Source organism: Pseudodonghicola sp., from assembly GCF_048268305.1.
Classification (GTDB): Bacteria; Pseudomonadota; Alphaproteobacteria; order Rhodobacterales; family Rhodobacteraceae; genus Pseudodonghicola.
Genome location: NZ_JBLWVT010000006.1, coordinates 310,402 through 329,873, shown reverse-complemented (window position 1 = coordinate 329,873; position 19,472 = coordinate 310,402). Strand labels below are relative to the sequence as shown.

15 protein-coding genes are annotated in these 19,472 nt (G+C 66.4%); 9 read left to right on the top strand and 6 right to left on the bottom strand.

From position 1 onward, the window contains the following. A partial coding sequence (gene ccmI, locus ACN0V4_RS13665) for a c-type cytochrome biogenesis protein CcmI (RefSeq protein WP_417676974.1) occupies positions 1-356 on the bottom strand: 356 nt, incomplete at its 3' end. Between the two features lie 171 nt (positions 357-527). Here ccmI and ACN0V4_RS13660 point away from each other — a divergent pair. From ACN0V4_RS13660 to ACN0V4_RS13640, 5 genes are all read left to right on the top strand, one after another. Further along, the gene (locus ACN0V4_RS13660; RefSeq protein WP_417676972.1) at positions 528-1,772 is read left to right on the top strand and encodes a sarcosine oxidase subunit beta family protein; all 1,245 of its coding nucleotides are present in this window, start codon (positions 528-530) and stop codon (positions 1,770-1,772) included. 133 nt (positions 1,773-1,905) lie between these two features. Continuing rightward, the gene (locus ACN0V4_RS13655; protein WP_417676970.1) at positions 1,906-2,235 is read left to right on the top strand and encodes a sarcosine oxidase subunit delta; all 330 of its coding nucleotides are present in this window, start codon (positions 1,906-1,908) and stop codon (positions 2,233-2,235) included. A 61-nt stretch (positions 2,236-2,296) separates the two neighbouring features. Further along, on the top strand, positions 2,297-5,308 hold the full coding sequence (locus tag ACN0V4_RS13650; protein WP_417676968.1) for a sarcosine oxidase subunit alpha family protein: 3,012 nt from the start codon (positions 2,297-2,299) through the stop codon (positions 5,306-5,308). Then, entirely contained in the window at positions 5,301-5,867 is a 567-nt protein-coding gene (locus ACN0V4_RS13645; RefSeq protein ID WP_417676966.1) for a sarcosine oxidase subunit gamma, read from the top strand. The genes ACN0V4_RS13650 and ACN0V4_RS13645 overlap by 8 nt, the downstream gene beginning before the upstream one ends. Before the next feature lie 193 nt (positions 5,868-6,060). Next, on the top strand, positions 6,061-6,462 hold the full coding sequence (locus ACN0V4_RS13640; RefSeq protein WP_417676964.1) for a hypothetical protein: 402 nt from the start codon (positions 6,061-6,063) through the stop codon (positions 6,460-6,462). 9 nt (positions 6,463-6,471) lie between these two features. Here the strand turns inward: ACN0V4_RS13640 and ACN0V4_RS13635 are convergent, their stop codons facing one another. Beyond that, positions 6,472-7,236 carry an FkbM family methyltransferase gene (locus ACN0V4_RS13635; RefSeq protein WP_417676962.1) on the bottom strand — a complete coding sequence of 255 codons (765 nt, stop codon included), beginning with the start codon at positions 7,234-7,236 and terminating at the stop codon, positions 6,472-6,474. A 147-nt stretch (positions 7,237-7,383) separates the two neighbouring features. Between ACN0V4_RS13635 and ACN0V4_RS13630 the strand changes: the two genes are divergently transcribed. Then, entirely contained in the window at positions 7,384-7,986 is a 603-nt protein-coding gene (locus ACN0V4_RS13630) for a superoxide dismutase (protein WP_417676960.1), read from the top strand. Positions 7,987-8,202: 216 nt separating this feature from the next. Here ACN0V4_RS13630 and ACN0V4_RS13625 read toward each other — a convergent pair whose 3' ends face one another. Next, positions 8,203-8,754: a TIGR00730 family Rossman fold protein gene (locus tag ACN0V4_RS13625; protein ID WP_417676958.1), complete on the bottom strand. Its 552-nt coding sequence runs from the start codon at positions 8,752-8,754 to the stop codon at positions 8,203-8,205. A gap of 221 nt (positions 8,755-8,975) precedes the next feature. Here ACN0V4_RS13625 and ACN0V4_RS13620 point away from each other — a divergent pair, with 221 nt between their 5' ends. From ACN0V4_RS13620 to xrtE, 3 genes are all read left to right on the top strand, one after another. Then, on the top strand, positions 8,976-10,211 hold the full coding sequence (locus tag ACN0V4_RS13620; protein WP_417676956.1) for a LysM peptidoglycan-binding domain-containing protein: 1,236 nt from the start codon (positions 8,976-8,978) through the stop codon (positions 10,209-10,211). A 151-nt stretch (positions 10,212-10,362) separates the two neighbouring features. Beyond that, complete coding sequence (locus ACN0V4_RS13615) at positions 10,363-12,171, top strand: ABCB family ABC transporter ATP-binding protein/permease (protein WP_417676954.1); 1,809 nt, start codon at positions 10,363-10,365, stop codon at positions 12,169-12,171. Positions 12,172-12,295: 124 nt separating this feature from the next. Continuing rightward, positions 12,296-13,894, top strand: a complete 1,599-nt coding sequence (gene xrtE, locus ACN0V4_RS13610) for an exosortase E/protease, VPEID-CTERM system (protein WP_417676952.1) — start codon at positions 12,296-12,298, stop codon at positions 13,892-13,894. Between the two features lie 62 nt (positions 13,895-13,956). Here the strand turns inward: xrtE and ACN0V4_RS13605 are convergent, their stop codons facing one another. The 3 genes from ACN0V4_RS13605 to ACN0V4_RS13595 form a co-directional block, all read right to left on the bottom strand. Beyond that, positions 13,957-14,199, bottom strand: a complete 243-nt coding sequence (locus ACN0V4_RS13605; RefSeq protein ID WP_417676950.1) for a VPEID-CTERM sorting domain-containing protein — start codon at positions 14,197-14,199, stop codon at positions 13,957-13,959. Between the two features lie 274 nt (positions 14,200-14,473). Further along, a complete protein-coding gene (locus ACN0V4_RS13600) occupies positions 14,474-18,220 on the bottom strand; it encodes an efflux RND transporter permease subunit (RefSeq protein ID WP_417676948.1) in 3,747 nt (1,248 codons plus the stop codon). After that, complete coding sequence (locus ACN0V4_RS13595; protein WP_417676946.1) at positions 18,217-19,455, bottom strand: efflux RND transporter periplasmic adaptor subunit; 1,239 nt, start codon at positions 19,453-19,455, stop codon at positions 18,217-18,219. The genes ACN0V4_RS13600 and ACN0V4_RS13595 overlap by 4 nt, the downstream gene beginning before the upstream one ends. Positions 19,456-19,472: the final 17 nt, after the last annotated feature.

The following is a 19,472-nucleotide window of genomic DNA, read 5'->3' as shown; positions in this document are numbered from 1 at the left end:
GCGCCCCCCCCACCGGGGAAAGGCACCACCGCCCCCCCGCCCCCCCGCCCCCCACCCCCCCCCGCCCCCCCCGCGGCCCCCCCGGGTGGGGGCCCGCCGGCGCCGGTATCGGCCCGGGAGGCGGCGGAATCGGCGGCGAGAATGCGGCGCGACACCTCGGCGCGGATGCGGTCGGCATCGGCTTCTCCGATCACCCCGCGGTCCAGATCGCGGTCGACCTCCTTCAGTTGGTCGCGATAGACCTTGAGATCATAGGCCGCCGCCGCGCCGGCCTCGGCCCGCCCGCGCATCAGCGCCAGAACCAGCAGCGCCGCCGCCGCCAGCGCCATTCCCGAAATCACGATCCAGAATGTCATGCCGTCTCCCGTTTCAGCATGATCTATAGGGCGGGGGCGCTTGGAAAAAGGGCAAATCGCTACCGCGGGGCCTCATGTCGCAACTGTGACTTAGAGTGGCGATTTACGGCGTGGACGGATAGGCTGGAAGACGCATCAATGTCTTGGACCAAGACCTGATCGGATTCGCCCATGACACGCTATTCCGCCTTTGCCGTCGTCCGAGAGGCCCTGAGCCATCACAAGGGCTGGGGCAGGGCCTGGCGCGCGCCGGAGCCGAAGAAACGCTATGACGTGATCATCGTCGGGGCCGGCGGCCACGGGCTCGCCACCGCCTATTACCTGGGCCGGAACTTCGGCATCACCAATGTCGCGATCCTGGAAAAGGGCTGGCTGGGGGGCGGCAATACTGGCCGCAACACCACCATCATCCGGTCGAACTATCTGCAGGATTCCTCCTCGGCGATCTTCGAGAAGGCGCGCGCGCTCTACGAGGGGCTGAGCCAGGAGCTGAACTATAACGTCATGTTCAGCCCCCGCGGCTGCCTGATGCTGGCGCAGACCCAGGCCGAGATTCGCGGCTATCAGCGCACCGCCCACGCCAATGCCCTGCAGGGGGTGGAGACCGAATGGATCGGGCCGGAGCGGGTCAAGGAACTGGTGCCGATCATCAATATCAACGGGCCGCGCTATCCGGTGCTGGGCGCGCTCTGGCAGGCGCGGGCGGGCACCGCGCGGCACGATGCGGTGGCCTGGGGCTATGCCCGCGCCTGCTCCGACATGGGGATGGATATCATCCAGAATTGCGAGGTCACCGGCATCCGCCGCGATGCTGGCAAGGTCGTCGGCGTCTCCACCACCAGGGGAGAGATCGATTGTGACAAGCTGGGGCTGGTGGTGGCCGGCCATTCCGGCGTGCTGGCCGAGATGGCGGGCTTCCGGCTGCCGATCGAAAGCGTGGCGCTGCAGGCGCTGGTTTCGGAGCCGGTGAAACCCTGCATCGACGTGGTGGTGATGGCCAATACCGTGCACGGCTATATGTCGCAATCCGACAAGGGCGAGCTGGTGATCGGCGGCGGCACCGACGCCTTCAACAACTATACCCAGCGCGGCAGCTTTCATCATATCGAACACACGATGGCGGCGCTGATCGAGACCTTCCCGATCATCTCGCGGCTCAAGATGCTGCGGCAATGGGGCGGGATCGTCGACATGACCGGTGACCGCTCGCCGATCCTGTCGAAGACGCCGGTCGAGAATATCTTCATCAACTGCGGCTGGGGGACGGGGGGCTTCAAGGCGATCCCGGGATCGGGCTGGGCCTTTGCCGAGCTGATGGCCAAGGGTCAGTCACCGCTGGCCGAGGAATTTTCTCTCGACCGCTTCACCGAAGGCCGCTTCATCGACGAGAGCGTCGCGGCGGGGGTGGCGCATTGATGGGCTTTCCCCCCTTTGCGCAGGCCACAGGCCTGCGCCGCGCCCGACCCGCCCCCCAAGGGCGGGCGCGTTCCGCACCCACCCTTCGGGCCGGGCGCGAGGCCTGGAAATCCGTCGCCGAAAGGATGACCCAATGCTGATCCTTCACTGCCCCTATTGCGGCGTCTCCGCCGAGGAAACCGAATTCGCCGCCGGTGGCGAGGCGCATATCAAGCGTTTCGGCCCTGGCTCCTCCGACGAGGAATTTCGCGATTACCTCTTTGCCCGGGAAAACCCCAAGGGCGTGCATTTCGAACGCTGGCGCCATGCCTATGGCTGCGGCAAGTGGTTCCACGCCGCCCGCTGCACCGTCACGCTCGAGGTCTTCGGCACCTATCCCGCCCAGACCACCGAGCCGCCGCAGGCGATCCGCGACGCCATCGCCGCCAGGCGCCCCGGCTGGAGTTGGAGCGCCGTGGAATGAGCCGTCGTCCTCGCCAAAACCCTCCCATCGCGTCCCGCGCCCCAAGTGAAAGGCCCGCCGGATGAGCCGCCGCATCGCCAAGCTGGGCCGTCTGATCGACCGCTCCCGCCCCGTCACCTTCACCTTCAACGGCAAGCCGATGAAGGGCTTCGCCGGCGATAGCCTGGCCTCGGCGCTCTTGGCCAATGATCAGATGCTGGTCGGCCGGTCGTTCAAATTCCACCGCCCGCGCGGCATCATGGCGAGCGGGGTGGAGGAACCCAACGCGCTGGTGGGGCTGGGCGTCGGGGCCAGGTTCGAACCGAACCAGCGCGTTACCACCACCGAGCTGTTTGATGGGCTCAGCGCCATCAGCCAGAACCACTGGCCCAGTCTGGAGTTCGACATCGGCGCGGTGAACACGGCGCTGGCCCGCTTCTTTCCGGCCGGCTTCTATTACAAGACCTTCATTCACCCGCGCGCCTTCTGGAAATATATCTACGAACCGATCATCCGCCAGTCCGCCGGCTTGGGCAAACCGCCGAAGGAGGAGGACGCCGATCGCTATGAGCATTTCTATGCCTTCGCCGATGTCCTGGTGATCGGTGGCGGCGTCGCCGGGCTGATGGCGGCGAAGACCGCCGCCGAGGCCGGCGCCCGCGTGCTGCTGCTGGAGCAGTCGCGCCACTGGGGCGGGCGCGCCCCGGTCGATGGCGGCGAGATCGACGGCATGGCGGCGGAAGATTGGATCGCCGCCACCGTCTCGGGCCTGAAATCCATGCCCAATGTCACCCTGCGCCGCCGCTGCATGGGGGCGGGGGTCTATGACCATGGCTATGCGCTGGGCTATGAACGGCTGACGGATCACCGGCCGGGCACCGAAGGCCCGCGCCATCGGCTGTGGCGCATCCGCGCCCGCCAGATCATCACCGCCACCGGCGCCTTGGAGCGGCCGCTGTCCTTCGCCGGCAACGATGTGCCCGGGGTCATGCTGGCCTCGGCGATGCGGGATTACGTGGTGAACTACGGTGTGACGCCCGGGCAAAAGGTTGTCGTGGTCACCAATAACGACGATGCCTATCGCACCGCGATCACGCTGAAACAGGCGGGTGTCGATGTGCTGCGCATTCTCGACGCCCGCGCCACCGGTGGCGGCGATCTGATGGCCGAGGCTCGCGGCCTCGGCCTCAGGGTCGATTGCGGCCGGGCGGTGGCCGAGGTTTCGGGCGGCAAGCGGGTGGCGAAGCTGGCCATCTGCGCGCAGGAGGGCAGCGGTGCCGCCTTGGAGGAGATCGCCTGCGATGCCGTCGCCATGTCGGGCGGCTGGTCGCCGGTGGTGCATCTCTGGTCCCATTGCGGCGGCAAGCTTGACTGGGACGAGGCGGCGGCGCTGTTCCGCCCGGATGCGACGCGGCCGCCGATCGGGGCCGATGGCGCGGGCTTCGTGCTGACCGCCGGCGCGGCGAGCGGCGCGCTCAGCCTCTCCGAAGGGCTGGCCGATGCCGCCGAGGCCGGCAAGATGGCGGCCAAGGCCTGCGGCTTCAAGCTGAAGAAGGGCAAGCTGCCCGAGGTTCGCGATCTGACCGAGGCGCCGATCGCGCCGGTCTGGATGATGCCCGCCAACGCGCCGGACGAGCTGCGCGCCAAGGCCTGGCTGGATTTCCAGAACGACGTCAAGGTTGCCGACGTGCAGCTTGCGGCCCGCGAGGGCTATGAGAGCGTCGAGCACACCAAGCGCTATACCACGCTGGGGATGGCGACGGATCAGGGTAAGCTCAGCAATATCAACGGTCTGGCGGTGCTTTCCGAAGCGCTGGGGCAGGCGATCCCGCAGGTGGGCACCACCACCTTCCGGCCGCCCTATACGCCGATCAGCTTCGGCGCCATGGCGGGCGATGCCCGCGGGCCGCTGTTCCAGCCAATACGTCGCACGCCGATGCAGGACTGGCATGCCCCCCACGGGGCCGAGTTCGAACCGGTCGGCGCCTGGCGACGTCCCTATGCCTATCCGAGGTCCGGCGAAACCGTGCATGACGCGGTGGCGCGCGAGGTAAAGAACACCCGGCAAGCCGTTGGCATTCTTGATGCGTCGACCCTGGGCAAGATTTTGGTCAAGGGGCCGGACGCGGGCCGGTTCCTCGACATGATCTATACCAACATGATGTCGACGCTGGCGCCGGGCAAATGCCGTTACGGGCTGATGTGCTCGGAGAACGGCTTTCTGATCGACGACGGTGTGGTGGCGCGGATCGACGATCAGACCTTCCTGTGCCACACCACCACCGGCGGCACCGATCGTATCCATGCGCATATGGAGGAATGGCTGCAGACCGAATGGTGGGACTGGAAGGTCTATACTGCCAATCTGACCGAACAATTCGCCCAGATCGCCGTCGTGGGCCCCAAGGCGCGCGCCGTGCTGGACAAGCTGGGTGGCATGGATGTGTCGAAGGAGGCGCTGCCCTTCATGACCTGGGCCGAGGGCAGCCTCGCCGGTTTCCCGGTGCGGGTCTATCGCATCTCCTTCTCGGGCGAGCTGTCCTTCGAGATCGCGGTGAAGGCCGGTCAGGGCAAGGCGCTGTGGGACCGGCTGATCGCCGCAGGAGAGGACTTTGGCATGATGCCCTATGGCACCGAGGCGCTGCACGTCATGCGGGCCGAGAAGGGCTTCATCATGATCGGGGACGAGACCGACGGCACGGTGATCCCGCAGGATCTGGGGCTCGACTGGGCGATCTCGAAGAAGAAAGAGGATTTCATCGGCAAGCGCGCGCAGGCGCGCAGCCACATGACCGATCCGACCCGCTGGAAGCTGGTGGGGCTGGAAACGCCCGACGGCAGCGTGCTGCCCGATGGCGCCTATGCGGTGGCCGAGGGGGTGAACGCCAATGGTCAGCGCAACACCCAGGGGCGGGTGACCTCGACCTATTACTCGCCGACGCTGGGGCGCGGCATCGCCATGGGGCTGGTGCTGCATGGCCCCGACCGGATGGGCGAGGTGCTGGACTTCCCGGGCATCGACGGCAAGACCTATAAGGCCAAGATCGTCGATCCGGTGGTCTTCGACAAGGAGGGGGAGAAGCAGAATGTCTGAACCGATCAGCGCGCTCGGCGGCGCCCGCTATGACGGCATCGCCCGGATCGAGGCGGCAGGCCCGACCGGCATGATCACCCTGCGCGGCGATCTGGCGACGCGGCCGGTGAAGGCGGCGGTTACGGCCGTCACCGGCGCCAAGCTGCCGGGGCCAGGTCAGATCAGCTTTGGCAAGACGGGGGCCGCTGCCTGGATGTCGCCGGACGAGCTGCTGCTCGTCTGCCCCTATGCCGAGGTGCCGGAGCTTCTGGAACGGGCCGAGGCAGCGCTGGGGACGGTCCATGCCCTGGCTGTCGATGTCTCCGACGCCCGCGCGATCTTCCGTGTCGAGGGTCCTGCCGCGCGCGAGGTGATGGGCAAGCTTTTCCCGGTGGACTTCGCGCCGGGTCAGTTCGAGGCCGGCCATTTCCGCCGCAGCCGCATGGGCCAGATCGCTGCAGCGGCCTGGATGGAAGAGGACGGCAGTTTCGGAATGATCTGTTTCAGGTCCGTTGCAGATTTCGCATTCGAGCTTTTGAAAGAGGCCGCGATGCCGGGATCGGCTGTAGGAGTTTATTGACCTCGAGAAATGACCTGAGGTAATCTGGATCATCCCCGGGTTGTTATCCGGGCGCGGGCATCGCTACAAAACCTTATCTATCAGGAGGTTTTGAATATGCCTGCGTTTTCCCTCAAGCGGCGATTGCCTTGTCCTTCGGTGCGTAAGGCTTTGCCAAAAAAACATTTTTCATGCTCTCGCCCTTGGCGTCGGGATGAGCCTTGCCGCCAGCGCCGCGACCGCCGCCGACACAGTCAGCAAGATCTATGAATGCCATCTGGTTCAGCAGGCGAAAGGTGGCTGGGTTCCGCAAACGCTGATTGTCGTTTCCGAAGACGATTTCAAGACGGCCTATGTCTATGATGATTTCATTCGCTACAGTCTCGGAACCCCGATCAAGGTGATCCCGAGACAGATGAGCGCCGGGAAATACCGGATGAATTGGGAGCTGGATAATATCAAGATCCGGAACAAGAGCCTCAAGACCTCAAGCTCGATCTATCTCGACACCGTGCGGATGCGGGTCGGGTTCGAGGGCACGCTGAAAGGCTATGACAATGAAATCAAGGGCGCCGGAACCTGTGTCCTGACGCCGCCGAAGGCGAAAAAGAAATGATCCGCGATCTCAGCCGGTGAAGAGGAAACTTCGGAACCGGCTGAGCGCCTCCGGCGCGGTGAAATCCGCCGCGGTGACGGGCATGCCGGCGGTATCGCGGCAACTGCCATAGAAGGACAGTTGACGCGCCAGCTTGCCCATCCGCGCCGCCCGCTGATCCTCGGGCAGATAGGGGGCGTGGGTCGACAGATAAAGCGCCGGCCGCGCCGTCTTGAGCCAGGGCAGGAGCGCGTGCAACAGGCCGAACTCGGCCCCCTCCACATCCATCTTCACCAGCGAGACGGCGGAGAGATCGGTGTCGGCCGCGAAGGCCTGCCAGTCGAGCGTGACCACATCGCTCCCGCCCGAGGCCTCGGCGTTCAGCAGGCTGGTCATGCTGTCGCCCGCCTCGCCACCAAAGCTCGCCATCCGGGCGAGACCGGTGCGGTCCGACAGGGCGACGGGCAGGGCGGAGACATTGGTGATCCCGTTCAGCTCGATATTCCAGGCCAGATGGCGAAAGGCGGTGGCATCGGGTTCGAAGGCCCAGACATGGCGCGCCTTCTTCGCCGCATAAAGCACCGTCGGCCCGATCCAGGCGCCGATATCCAGATAGTCCCGATCCGCCGCCAGATGGGCGTCGAGCACCGCGAAGGTCTCGGGCTCCCATCGTCCTGCGGTGGTCTGGCGCCAGAACTTGCTGTGATAGGGATCGAGCTGGAACGGCATCCCGCCCAGGGCGCCCTGATAGGCGCCGCGCATTCGATAGATCGCCTTGCGCATCCGCGTGAGCATGGTGTCTTGCCTTCCGTCTTGTCCTCTGCGCTGGCCTCGGCCCATCCTGGCCGGCCAAGCGGCTTTTGCCTTCATTACCCTTGACCTGCCGGTGGCTGCGCCGCATGTACTTCTAGGGAAACGCAACTTTATCAGCAGGGGTCTCAGATGGCTTTTGAATTACCCGATCTTCCTTATGCACATGACGCGCTGGCATCCAAGGGCATGTCGGCTGAAACGCTGGAATATCACCACGACCTGCACCACAAGGCCTATGTCGACAACGGCAACAAGCTGATCGCCGGCACCGAATGGGAAGGCAAGTCGGTCGAAGAGATCGTCAAGGGCACCTATGCCGCTGGCGCTGTCGCCCAGAACGGTATCTTCAACAATGCCTCGCAGCACTGGAACCACACCCAGTTCTGGGAAATGATGGGCCCGGGCGGCGCCGCCATGCCGGGCGCGCTGGAAAAGGCGCTGGTCGAATCCTTCGGCTCGGTCGAGAAGTTCAAGGAAGACTTCGCCGCCGCCGGTGCCGGGCAATTCGGCTCGGGCTGGGCCTGGCTGGTGCAGAACGCCGATGGTTCGCTGGCCGTGACCAAGACCGAGAATGGCGTGAACCCGCTCTGCTTCGATCAGACCGCGCTGCTGGGCTGCGATGTGTGGGAACATTCCTATTACATCGACTTCCGCAACAAGCGCCCCGCCTATCTGACCAACTTCCTGGACAATCTGGTCAACTGGGAAAACGTGGCGTCGCGCCTGAAGTAATCACGCGCCCCATCCAAATTCGCAACGCCCGGCCGATTGGTCGGGCGTTTGCATGTCTGGCGTGTCCTTCGCGGGACGAGAGGGTGATGATCCGGGCGGTCCGGTCCGCCGTCTTCTCTGCCCGAATACGCACCGTCTCCGGCGTAAACTGCAAGTGCGGCGCCAAGGGTACGACGCCTCCGGCGGGAGTATTTTTGCAGATAAGAAGACCGGGGGTCAGTGCAGCGCGTCGCGCAGCCGGGCCATCGCCTCTTGCGGGGTGGTGGCCCAGGTCAGCAGCCCGGCGAGCGAGGCCTCGGCGAAACCCTCGGCGACGATCTGGTCGATCAGCGCCTTGAGCGGCTCCCAGTAGCCTTCGGTATTGAGGATGACGATCGGCTTGCGGTGCAGATCGAGCTGGCGCCAGGTCAGCACCTCGAACAACTCGTCCAGCGATCCGGCGCCGCCGGGCAGCACCACCACCGCGTCGGCGTTCATGAACATGACCTTCTTGCGCTCGTGCATGGTCTGGGTGACGACATAGCGGTTCAGGTCGCTTTTGCCGACCTCGCGGCGGACCAGATGCTCGGGGATCACTCCAAAGGTATCGGCGCCCCCGGATTGGGCGGCGCGGGCGACCTCTCCCATCAGGCCGACGTCGCCGGCGCCATAGACCAGCCGCCAGTCCTCGGCCGCGAGTGCCGCGCCGAGGTCTCGGGCGGCGGTCACATAGCCGGGCCGGACGCCCGGGCGTGAGCCACAATAGACACAGACGGATTTCCTGCTCATATGCGCGCCTTTCATTCTCTTGCCAGGGGGAGGGAATACGTGTTTTGACCCCTGATAGCCCCATTGCTAGGCTGGCTCAACCTCGGGCGGGCCGGCGCCGCTTCCCTGGGGAGGGAGCGGAGCGCGGGCGGTGAAAAGCGATGAAAAATTGCGATGCGGCCGGATCCCCGGACAACGGGGGCAGGAGCATCGGATCAGGGACGGATCGGGGATGGACGGAGATGGCTGCTGAAACGGGACATGCAGGGCCGGGTTGGGTTCTGGGGGCCGCCGCCGGGATCGCGGTGGTGGCAGCAGGGGCTGCGGCGCTTTATTACGCGCGGGTGTTCACTCCGGCGCCGGTGCGGCCGCCGCAGGAGGTGATCGCGCCGCCGGCACCACAGGCCATCGGGGCGACAGCCGCGCCCGAGACGGCCACATCCAAGTCTGAAACGCAGCCAGCGGTCGCGACGGAACCGACCCCGGCAACTGCGCCGGTCGCTGCCCTGGCGGCGATGAGCGCGCCGCGGTTCGATCTGGTCCGGGTCGAGGCCGACGGCACCGCGGTGATCGCCGGGCGCGCGGCGGCGGGAGCGCAGGTGATCTTGCTGCTCGACGGGGTCGAGCAGCAGAGCCTGACGGCCGGGGACGACGGTGCCTTCGTCAGTTTCCTGAGCCTTGCGCCGAGCGAGGCGCCGCGGGTCCTGACCCTGCGGGCGGTGCTCGGCACGGAGAGCGCGCTCTCCGAGGATCAGATCATCCTGGCGCCGCTGTCCGCCGAGACGGCGCCGGCCAAGACGGAGGGGCCGGTCGACCAAACCGTGGCTGCGGCCGCCGGTGGCGCCGTGCCGCAGAGCGACGCCGCTGTGCCTGCTGCCGTCGCTCGCCCCGAGGCGCAGGTGCAGACTGCCGCGGTGGCGGAGCCCGCGCCTGTTGCGGTGCTGCGGGCGGGTGCCGATGGGGTGGAGCTGTTGCAGCCCGCTGCCGTGCCGGCTGCCGGGGCGGGGGGCTTCACGCTCGACACCATCAGCTACAGCGCCGAGGGGGACGTGCTGCTGTCCGGCCTGGCTGCGGCGCCGGCGCGGGTGCGGGTCTATCTCGACAATGCGGCGGTGAGCGATCTGAAGGTGGCGGCGGACGGTCGCTGGCAGGGGCGGCTTTCGGGCATCCGGCCGGGGGTCTATACGCTGCGGCTCGACGAGATCGACGCTGGTGGCAAGGTGCTGAACCGGCTGGAAACCCCGTTCAAGCGCGAGGCGCCGGAGGTGCTGGCGCCGGTGGCCTCCGGAACCGGGGCGCCTGCCAGCACGGCGGCGGTGCGGGCGGTGACGGTGCAGAAGGGCGATACGCTCTGGGCGATCTCGCAGGCCCGCTATGGCGAGGGGCCGCTTTTCGTGCGGGTGTTTGAGGCCAACCGCGACCGCATCCGCGACCCTGATCTGATCTATCCCGGCCAGGTCTTTACCCTGCCGGAATAGCGGGGCGCCGCAGGCCGGGGCCGCCCCCCTGGGGTGTGTCTACGGCGCGCCTATTCGGGCAGAGCAGACGGCGCCCGGGCCTGTCGTGATGCGCCTGGCTCTGGTCATTCCGTCGGTGTCGCCCTATTTGGGGCGCAGGCAAGGAAGACACATGACCCAACCAATTGATCCCCCCGTCCGGACCGAGCGCGCCTCGGGCTGGCGGACCATCCGCAAAGTCGCCCCCGATCTCTGGCCCCGGGACCAGCCCTGGGTCAAGCGCCGCGTCGTTCTGGCGATGGCGGCGCTGGTGATCTCAAAGCTGATCGCGGTCTATACGCCGATCCTCTACCGGGATGCGGTGGATTCCCTGGCGAAGGACGGGGTGCCGGCGCTGGCGCTCGGAGCGGTCGGGTTGACGGTGGCCTATGGGGTGGCGCGGATGCTCAACTCCGGCCTGCAGCAGCTGCGCGACGCGATCTTCGCGCCGGTGGCGCAGCGGGCGCTCAGGCGGCTGGCGTTGCAGACCTTCAATCACATCCACCGGCTGTCGATGCGCTATCACATCGGCCGCAAGACCGGCGGGCTGAGCCGGATCATCGAGCGCGGGGTGAAGGGGGTCGAGTTCCTGCTGCGCTTCCTGCTGTTCAGCGTCGGGCCGCTGATCCTTGAGCTGTCGCTGGTCGCCATCATCCTGACGGTGATGTTCGACGTCTGGTATTTGCTGATCGTGGCGGTGACCATCGCCATCTATGTCTGGTTCACCTTCAAGGTCACCGAATGGCGGGTGCAATTGCGCCGCGAGATGAACGATCAGGATACCGACGCCAATCAGAAGGCGATCGACAGCCTGCTGAACTATGAGACGGTGAAGTATTTCGGCGCCGAGGCGCGCGAGGCCGCCCGCTATGACGTGGCCATGCGCGGCTATGAGCAGGCGGCGCTGAAGACCGCCTATTCGTTGTCCTTCCTGAACTTCGGCCAGTCCTTCCTGATCACCCTGGGGCTGATCGGGGTGATGGTTCTGGCGGCGCTGGGGGTGCAGAAGGGCACCCTGACGGTGGGCGATTTCGTCATGGTCAACGCCTATATGATCCAGATCACCATCCCGCTGAACTTCCTCGGCACCGTCTATCGGGAAATCCGTCAGGCGCTGGTGGACATGGGCGAGATGTTCGATCTGCTGGAGCAGCCGCAGGAGGTCTGCGACAAGCCCGGTGCGCCGGCGCTGAAAGTCTCGGGCGGGCGGATCGAGTTCGACGATGTGCATTTCTCCTATAATCCGGATCGCGAGATCCTGAAGGGGGTGAGCCTCGAGGTGCCCGCCGGCCAGTCGGTCGCCATCGTCGGCGCCACCGGTTCGGGCAAGTCGACCATCGGGCGCTTGCTGTTCCGCTTTTACGATGTCACCGGCGGCGCCATCCGGATCGACGGGCAGGATATCCGCGATGTGACGCAGACCAGCCTGCATGCCGCCATCGGGGTGGTGCCGCAGGACACCGTGCTGTTCAACGATACCATCCGCTATAACATCGCCTATGGCCGAGACGGCGCCACCGAGGCGGAGATCGTCGAGGCCGCGCGCGCCGCGCAGATCCACGATTTCATCGCCTCCTTGCCCGAGGGGTATGAAACGCAGGTGGGCGAACGCGGCCTGAAGCTCTCGGGCGGGGAGAAACAGCGGGTGGGCATCGCCCGTACCCTGCTGAAGAACCCGCCGATCCTGCTGCTGGACGAGGCCACCTCGGCGCTCGACAGCCATACCGAGCAGGAGATCAAGGGCGCTTTGGAACGCGCGGGCCAGGGGCGTACGGTGATCACCATCGCGCACCGCCTCTCGACCATCGCCGAGGCCGACAAGATCGTCGTGCTCGACCACGGCGAAGTGGTGGAAGCGGGCACTCATGACGGGCTGCTGGCCAAGGGCGGGCGCTATGCCACGCTGTGGCGGCGGCAGCTTTCGGAGGGTCACGCCGCCTGATTCCGGGCGCTTTTGATGACCTGATCCGAATAAGTCCCGATTTTCGCCATTTTCCCGACCTGATGCTGTGGTCAGGGAAAGGAGACAATGACAGAGGGACCGGCGCGCGCCGGCAGGGAAAAATATGGGCAGACGCGCGGGACTGGGTCTGGCGATCCTGATGGCAGAGCTGGTGGCGATCGTGCTGGTGTTCCAGGTGTTCACCAGTTTCGAATGCCGGCAGACCGGGATCGAGGCGGCTTGCCGCGCGCTCAGGGGCGGCGCGCTGCGCGGGCTCTGCGTGGTGGCGTCACTGGCATTGGTGCTGGCGCTCAGGGCCGATCTGCGGGGCCGGCTCGCGGCGCTGACCGCGACGATCCGCGGCCGGCTGGGCTGGGCGGCGCTGCATGTGGCGGGGATCGCGGTGATCTTCCTGCCCTGGCTGGTGGCCGATGCCGGCAGTCACGAGGCCGGGTTTGCCTGGTATATGATGCTTCTCGCCGGCGGGGCGCTGCTGGCGGCGCTCGGCGGCGTGTTCTGGCTGATGGGGCCGCGCGACTGGGGGCGCTGGTTGCGAGCCGGCGGGGGGCTGGTGCTGGCGCTGGCGGCGCTTGCCGCGCTGATCCCCGACCTCGCCGAGGTGCTGAGCGCCGCCTGGAGCGTCTATGTGCTGCAAATCTCGACCTTCTACGCCGTCGCCGTGCTGTTGTCGCTCGCGCGTCAGCGGGTGTTTCTGGACCTCACTCCGCCCACCATCGGCACCGAGCATTTCCAGGTCGAGATCTCTGCCGCCTGTTCGGGCATCGAGGGCTTTGCGCTGATCACCGGTTTCATGGTGATCTATGCGCTGCTGATGCGGGGGGCGCTGCGGCCCGGGCGGTACTGGCTGATCATGCTGCCGCTGGCGCTGGTGGTGAGCTGGCTGTTCAACAATCTCAGGATCGCGGTGCTGATCCTGCTGGGCACCTATGTGTCGCCGGAGCTGGCGGTGAACGGCTTTCACAGCTTTGCCGGCTGGCTGTTCTTCACCCTGCTGGCGCTGGGAATCCTCGCGGTGGTGCAGAACATGCGCTGGTTGCAGCGGGCCCCCGAGGCGCGGGCGGCCAAGGTCGCGCCGGAGGCGCGCGCGGCCGCTGGCCTGCTGACCGAGGACGACACCGCCGCCCTTATCGTTCCCTTCATCGTCTTCATGTTCTCGGGCCTGGTCGCCCATAGCTTCTGGCAGACCCCGGCCTTGGGCTTTCCGCTGCAGGCGGCGATGATGGCGCTGGCGCTCTGGGTCTTTCGCAAGCCCTTTTTGCGGCTCGACTGGCGGCTCGATCCGGTGGCCCTGGGGGCTGGCGCGCTGGTGGGCCTGGGCTGGGTCTTGCTGGCCGAGCGGGCCACGGCTCCGTTGCCGGGGCTCGGGACGCTGGGGGCGGCTGGGCTGGCCGGGTGGGCGCTGCTGCGGATGCTGGGCACTTCGCTGCTGGTGCCGGTGATCGAAGAGGGGTTCTTTCGCGGCTATCTGCTGGCGCGGCTCGATACGGGTGGCTGGCCGATGCGGATTGCCGCGATCGCGGTATCGACTGCGGCCTTCGCCCTGCTGCATGGCCGCATTCTCGAGGCCGGGGTGGCCGGGGTGATTTTCGCGCTGGTGATGTTGCGGCGTGGCCGGTTGGCGGATGCGATTGTTTCCCACGCAGTCGCCAATACGATTGTCGCCGCTGCAGCGGTGCTGAGCGGCGACTGGTCTTTGATCTGAGAGCGCACCGATCAGGCTGGCTTCTGCGGGCCTGATCGGATGGTCCGGGGATCGTCCCGCGCTTAGGCGCGGCGGCGTTTCAGTTCCCAGGACAGCGCAAGCGCGGCACCGATGGCGGCGAGCGCCAGCAGCCCGGTCGAGGCATCGATTTCCGGCACCTGCGAGGAGGAACCGGAACCACTGCCGCCCCAGCACCAGTCCCAGTAGGAACCGAGGGTGGCGGCCGAGGTCTGCGCCGAGGCGCTCAGAGTCGTGGCGAGAAGAGCGGGGACGGAAGCCCCGATGATGGTCAGTTTACGCAGCATAAAAGTACTCCCAAGTGAACTCCTCGGACTCTGGCAGATAGAAACAATTTTCGCAAAATTTGTATTCGCATTGGTCATTCGTGGGGGACAATGGCGGGTCGGTTCGCCAATTGTCTCACTCAGCCCCAGGATCGCCTACTGGTTGCACATTTTGCTGTCCAAAATTGCCAGAATTCCATGCCGGGAATGGGGCGAATCGATTCGCGTTTCTTGTCCGAGGACGACCGGTGCCGAGGCGTTGGCCCCGCCCCGGCTCCGGGTTGTTTCATTGCGCCTATTGCGGGGCGTCGGGGGCGGCGCGGGAGGGGGGCGGCGCGGCCGGGTCCTCGTCCCAGAGGATTTCGATCGACTTAAGCCGGCGCACGTCGCGATGTAGCCGCATGTCTCGCGCCTGCCGACTGGAACCGCCGGCGCCGAGCCGCGCCAGCAGCAGACCGATCCAGCGCAGATAGGTGCCGAACCAGACCCGGATCGCCAGGAGCGAGGGGGTGACCACCAGCGTGAGGACCGTGGCTATGCCCAGACCGAAGACGACGGCGGTGGCCAATTGTTTCCACCAGAGCGCCGTCGGACTGTCGATCGAATAGCCGCCGCCGATGAAATCGAGCGACAGGCCAAACATCATCGGCATCAGCCCGGCCATGGTGGTGATCGTGGTCAAGAGCACCGGACGAATCCGCGCCTCGGCGGTGCGGGTGATCGCCTCGATCCGTGGCATGTACTGGCTGAACTCCTGATAGGTGTCGATCAGCACGATGTTGTTGTTCACCACGATCCCGGCGAGCGCCACGATGCCGGTGCCGGTCATGATGATCGAAAACGGCTGATCCATCACCATCATGCCGATCAGCACGCCGGTGGTCGACAGCACCACGGCCAGCAACACCAGCACCGAGTTGTAGAAGCTGTTGAACTGCGCCAGCAGGATCAGGAACATCAGCCCCAGCGCGGCGGCGAAGGCCTTGGTCAGAAAGGCTTGGCTGTCGGCCTGCTCCTCCTGATCGCCGGTCCATTCCCAGTCGATGCCGGCGGGGAAGGGATCGCTGGTCAACCAGTCGGTCAACAGCCCGATGCGTTCGTTGGCGTTGATCGGGGCCAGCCGGGCGCCGTCGTCAAGCGCGCGCTGCACGGCCGTGACATCGACGCCTTGGGCAAGGGCCGCGATCCCATATGCGGCGCCGTCGGCCCCCAAGATCTCGCCCGCCGTGCCCTCGGGTTGCGGGCGCAGGGTGGCGAGCGTCGCGCCGTCCTTCGGGGTAACCACCTTGACCAGCCCCGGTTGCACATCCGCCTTCACGTCGAAATAGCGCTGCTGATCCACGCGCGAGATGGTTGCCAGTTTCTCGACCGGCTTGCGGGTGATGAAGTTCGACAGCGGTACCAGCCCGTCGGGGGTGCGCAGCTTCAGCGTGTCGAGGGTGGAGAGCACCCGATCCTCGCGCGGCAGGCGGACGCGAATGTCGATCTCGTCATCGGAACTGTCCACCCGCATGGTGTCCAGCAGGATGCCGCGGGTGACAAGTTGCACCATCGCCCCGACCGTCGCCACATCGGCGCCGAAGCGGCCGGCCTTTTCCACATCGACGTCGATCTGCCAGTCGATCCCCGGCAGGGGCAGGGTGTCTTCGGTCTTGATCAGCCCGGGCGTGGCGTCGAACTGGGCGCGGGCGATGGCCACCGCCTGCTGCAGCTCTTCCCAATCGTCGCCCTTCAGCCGCAGATGCACCGGCTTGGCCGAGGCCGGGCCGCGCCCCAGCGCGGTCACCTCGGTCTGAAAGCCGGGCAGGGCGGAGAGCGCGGCGGAAATCTGCTCAAGCACCAGATCGCCGTCATAGGCGGGATCGGAGATCTGCCGCTCCAGCCGGCCGCCGAACCAGGGCTGCTCCAGCGTCGGGCGATCCTCCCAGGGGATGATCTCGAACTGGATCTGGCCGACGGTATCGGCGGGAAGCTCGGCGCCGCCGTTGTCCTGGGTCAGCCCGCCGTCACCGGCGAAGGAGAACACATTGGTCACTGCCGGATGCGCCAGCACCACGTTTTCGGCCTGTTTCACCATGGCATCGGTTTCCGCCAGCGACAGGTTGCCGCGCGCCCGGACATAGATGCTGGCCTGTTCGGGTTCGGATTCGACAAAGAACTCCACCCCTTTCGACTTGGCGGGGAAGAGGACGAAGGTGATATAGAAGACGCCGGCGAAGACCGTCGCCACGGCGATCAAGGGGGTGACCGGGTTCCCGGTGATCAGGTGGATCGCCCAGCCGAACAGCGTGTGGCGCCGGGTCGGGCGCAGCCCGCGCGGGGCGCTTTCGATCCGCGCGGCGCTGAGCGTGATGGAACCGGCGAAGGCGGCGAGCAGGAACAGCAGTCCGCCGATCAGCGACCCCAGCGTCGGCGGCGTGTCCTGCGGCAAGAGATAAGCGGGGTTCAGCACCTGCATCGCCGCCAGGAACATGGAATAGAGCGCGACCGGCACCAGCGCCGCCCGCGCCAGCCAGGGCAGATGTGCCCGCAGCGCGTCGGAGATCCGCGAGAAGACGCGCGAAATCCGCCCGGTCACGCCGCCCATCACCGGCAGATAGATCAGCGCCACCACCAGCGAGGCGGACAGAACGAAGATCAGCGTGACCGGCAGCATCCCCATGAACTGGCCCGAGACCCCGGGCCAGAACAGCATCGGCAGAAAGGCGCAGAGTGTCGTCGCGGTCGAACTGACGATCGGCCAGAACATCCGCTTGGCGGCCTCGACATAGGCGTGCATCGGACCGGCCCCTTCGGCGATGCGCTTGTCGGCATATTCCACCACCACGATGGCGCCATCGACCAGCATGCCGACGGCCAGGATCAGGCCGAACATCACGATGTTGGAAATCGACACCCCCATCGCCGCCAGCAGCGCGAAACACAGCAGGAAGGAGGTGGGGATCGAGAAGCCCACCAGCAGCGCGGCCCGGCTGCCGAGGCTGGCGAGGACCACGATCATCACCAGCGCGATGGCGGTCAGCACCGACCCTTCGAGCTGATTGACCATGGAGGCGACGATGCGGCTCTGGTCGTTCGAGGTGCCCAGCGTGACGGCGGCCCGCAGTTCGGGCGGCCATTTGGCACGCGCCTTCTCCAGCGCCTGCTTCACCTCGGTCACGGTGTCGATCAGGTTATAGCCCTTGCGCTTGACCACCTGCAGCGCCACGGTGTTCTCACCATCAAAGCGGGCGGTGCCCTGGCGGTCCTCGAAGGTATAGTTGATCTGCGCCAGTTCCCCCAGCGTCACCACCCGGTCGCCGTTGGTCTTCACCGGCAGGCGATAGACATCCTGCGGGCTGCTGAAGGACGACGGGATCTTGACCGAGAATGTGCCCTGATCGCTCTGCACCTCGCCGGCGGCGATGAGCTGGTTGTTGTTCTGCACCACGTTGATCAGTTCGGCAGCGGTGACGTTATAGGATTCCAGCCGCAAGGGGTCGATGATGACTTCGAGCATCTCGTCGCGGCTGCCGGCGATCCCGGCCTGAAGCACTGCGTCCAGTGCTTCAAGATCGTCCTGCAAGTCCTTGGCAATTCGGGCCATCGTTCGTTCGGGCACGGCGCCGGTCAGGTTGACGATGACGATCGGGAATTCCGAGAAGTTGATCTCGGTGATGGTATATTGTTCCGCCCCGGCGGGGAATTTGGCCTGGGCGGCGTTCATCGCGTCGCGCACGTCGGCGGTGGTCGCGGTCTTGTCCCAGCCGAACTCGAACTGCAGCACGACCCCGGCATAGCCCTCGGCGGCGGTCGAGTTCATCTTGTCGAGCCCGTCGAGATCGGCAAGCTCGGATTCCATCGGCTTGACCAGCAGCTTTTCGGAATCCTCGGCCGAGATGCCGGGGAATTGAACCGAGACGAAGAGCACGGGGATTTCGATATCCGGCTCGCCCTCCTTCGGGAGCGAGACATAGGCATAGCCGCCGACCAGCAGCGACAGGGCGATGAAGGCCAGGACCATCCGCGCCCGCGCGGCGGCCCAGTCGATCATTCCGGTCATCGGGTGATCTCCCGGTAGGTGGGCAGCACCGTGACGCCGGCGGTGACGAAATCCTGGCCCACCACGATCACATCGGCCGCATCGGGCAGGCCGCCGACCCAGAGCCCGTCGGCCTCGTCCCGCAGCACGCGGACGGGGCGGAAACCGACGATATCGCCGGGTTCGACCACCCGGACGCCAAGCTGGCCTTCGTTGTTCAGCGTCAGCGCCGATTGCGGCAGCTTATGGGCCAGCGCGCCCTGGGCGGCGATGGCGATGCTGGCGGTCTGGCCGTCGCGGATCGCCAGATCGGGGTTCGGCACGGTGATCTCGACCTCGAAGGTGCGGGTGGTCGGATCGGCCGAGCGGCTGAGAAAGGTGACCTGGCCGGTGACCGTCTCGCCGGTGGCCAGATCGGCCTGCGCCTGCGCGCCAAGGGCAACGCGCGTCACCTCGGTCTCGGGGACATAGCCCACCACCTTGATCGGATCGAGCTGGATCACCTCGGCGCAGAGGCTGCCGGCCTGCATCAAGCTGCCCAGTTCGGCGGCATCGGATTCCAGCAACCCGTCGAAGGGGGCGGTGATGGTCAAGAGTGCGATCTCGCGCTCGGCGGCGGCGACGGCGGCCTGGGCGGCCTCGATTCCGGCCTGGCTGGCTTCGAGACCGGCCTCGGCCGAGGCGATGGCGGCCTCGGCGGCGCGGACGGCGGCGGCACGGGCCAACAGCGTGGTCTGCGCGGTATATCCACCCTCGCTGAGCTGCTTGGCGGCAGTGTGGTTGATCTGCGCCTCGGCCAATACCGCTTGCGCCTCGGCCAGCTTGGCTTCGGCCTCGGGGACATGGGCGCGCGCCTCGGTCAGGGCCGCGCGCGCCTCGGCCAGATTGGCGGCGCGGGTGCCGGGATCGAGCTTGCAGAGCAGATCACCGGCGGCGACGAAATTGCCTTTGCGGCGCGGCTCCGAGATCACCGCGCCGGTGGTCTCGGCCTTCACCTCGACCTGGCGGGCGGCGCGGGTCTCGCCGCGCAGCACCACGGCGCTGTCGATGGTGCGCGCGATCGAGCGCAGGACCACCACCCGAATGGCGGGTCTCGTCTCAGCCGGGATCGGCTCGGCGGGCTGGGGAGCCGCGGGAGAAGGGGCTTCGGTCGCCGCGGTGCCCTGGGCGAAAGCCAGCAGGTCGTCACGTTTGAAGACAGCGAGAAACAACAGGGCTGCCACCAGAAGCGCAGTCAGAAATGGGATCGGTCGCATGAGGAGCATCCTTGGAG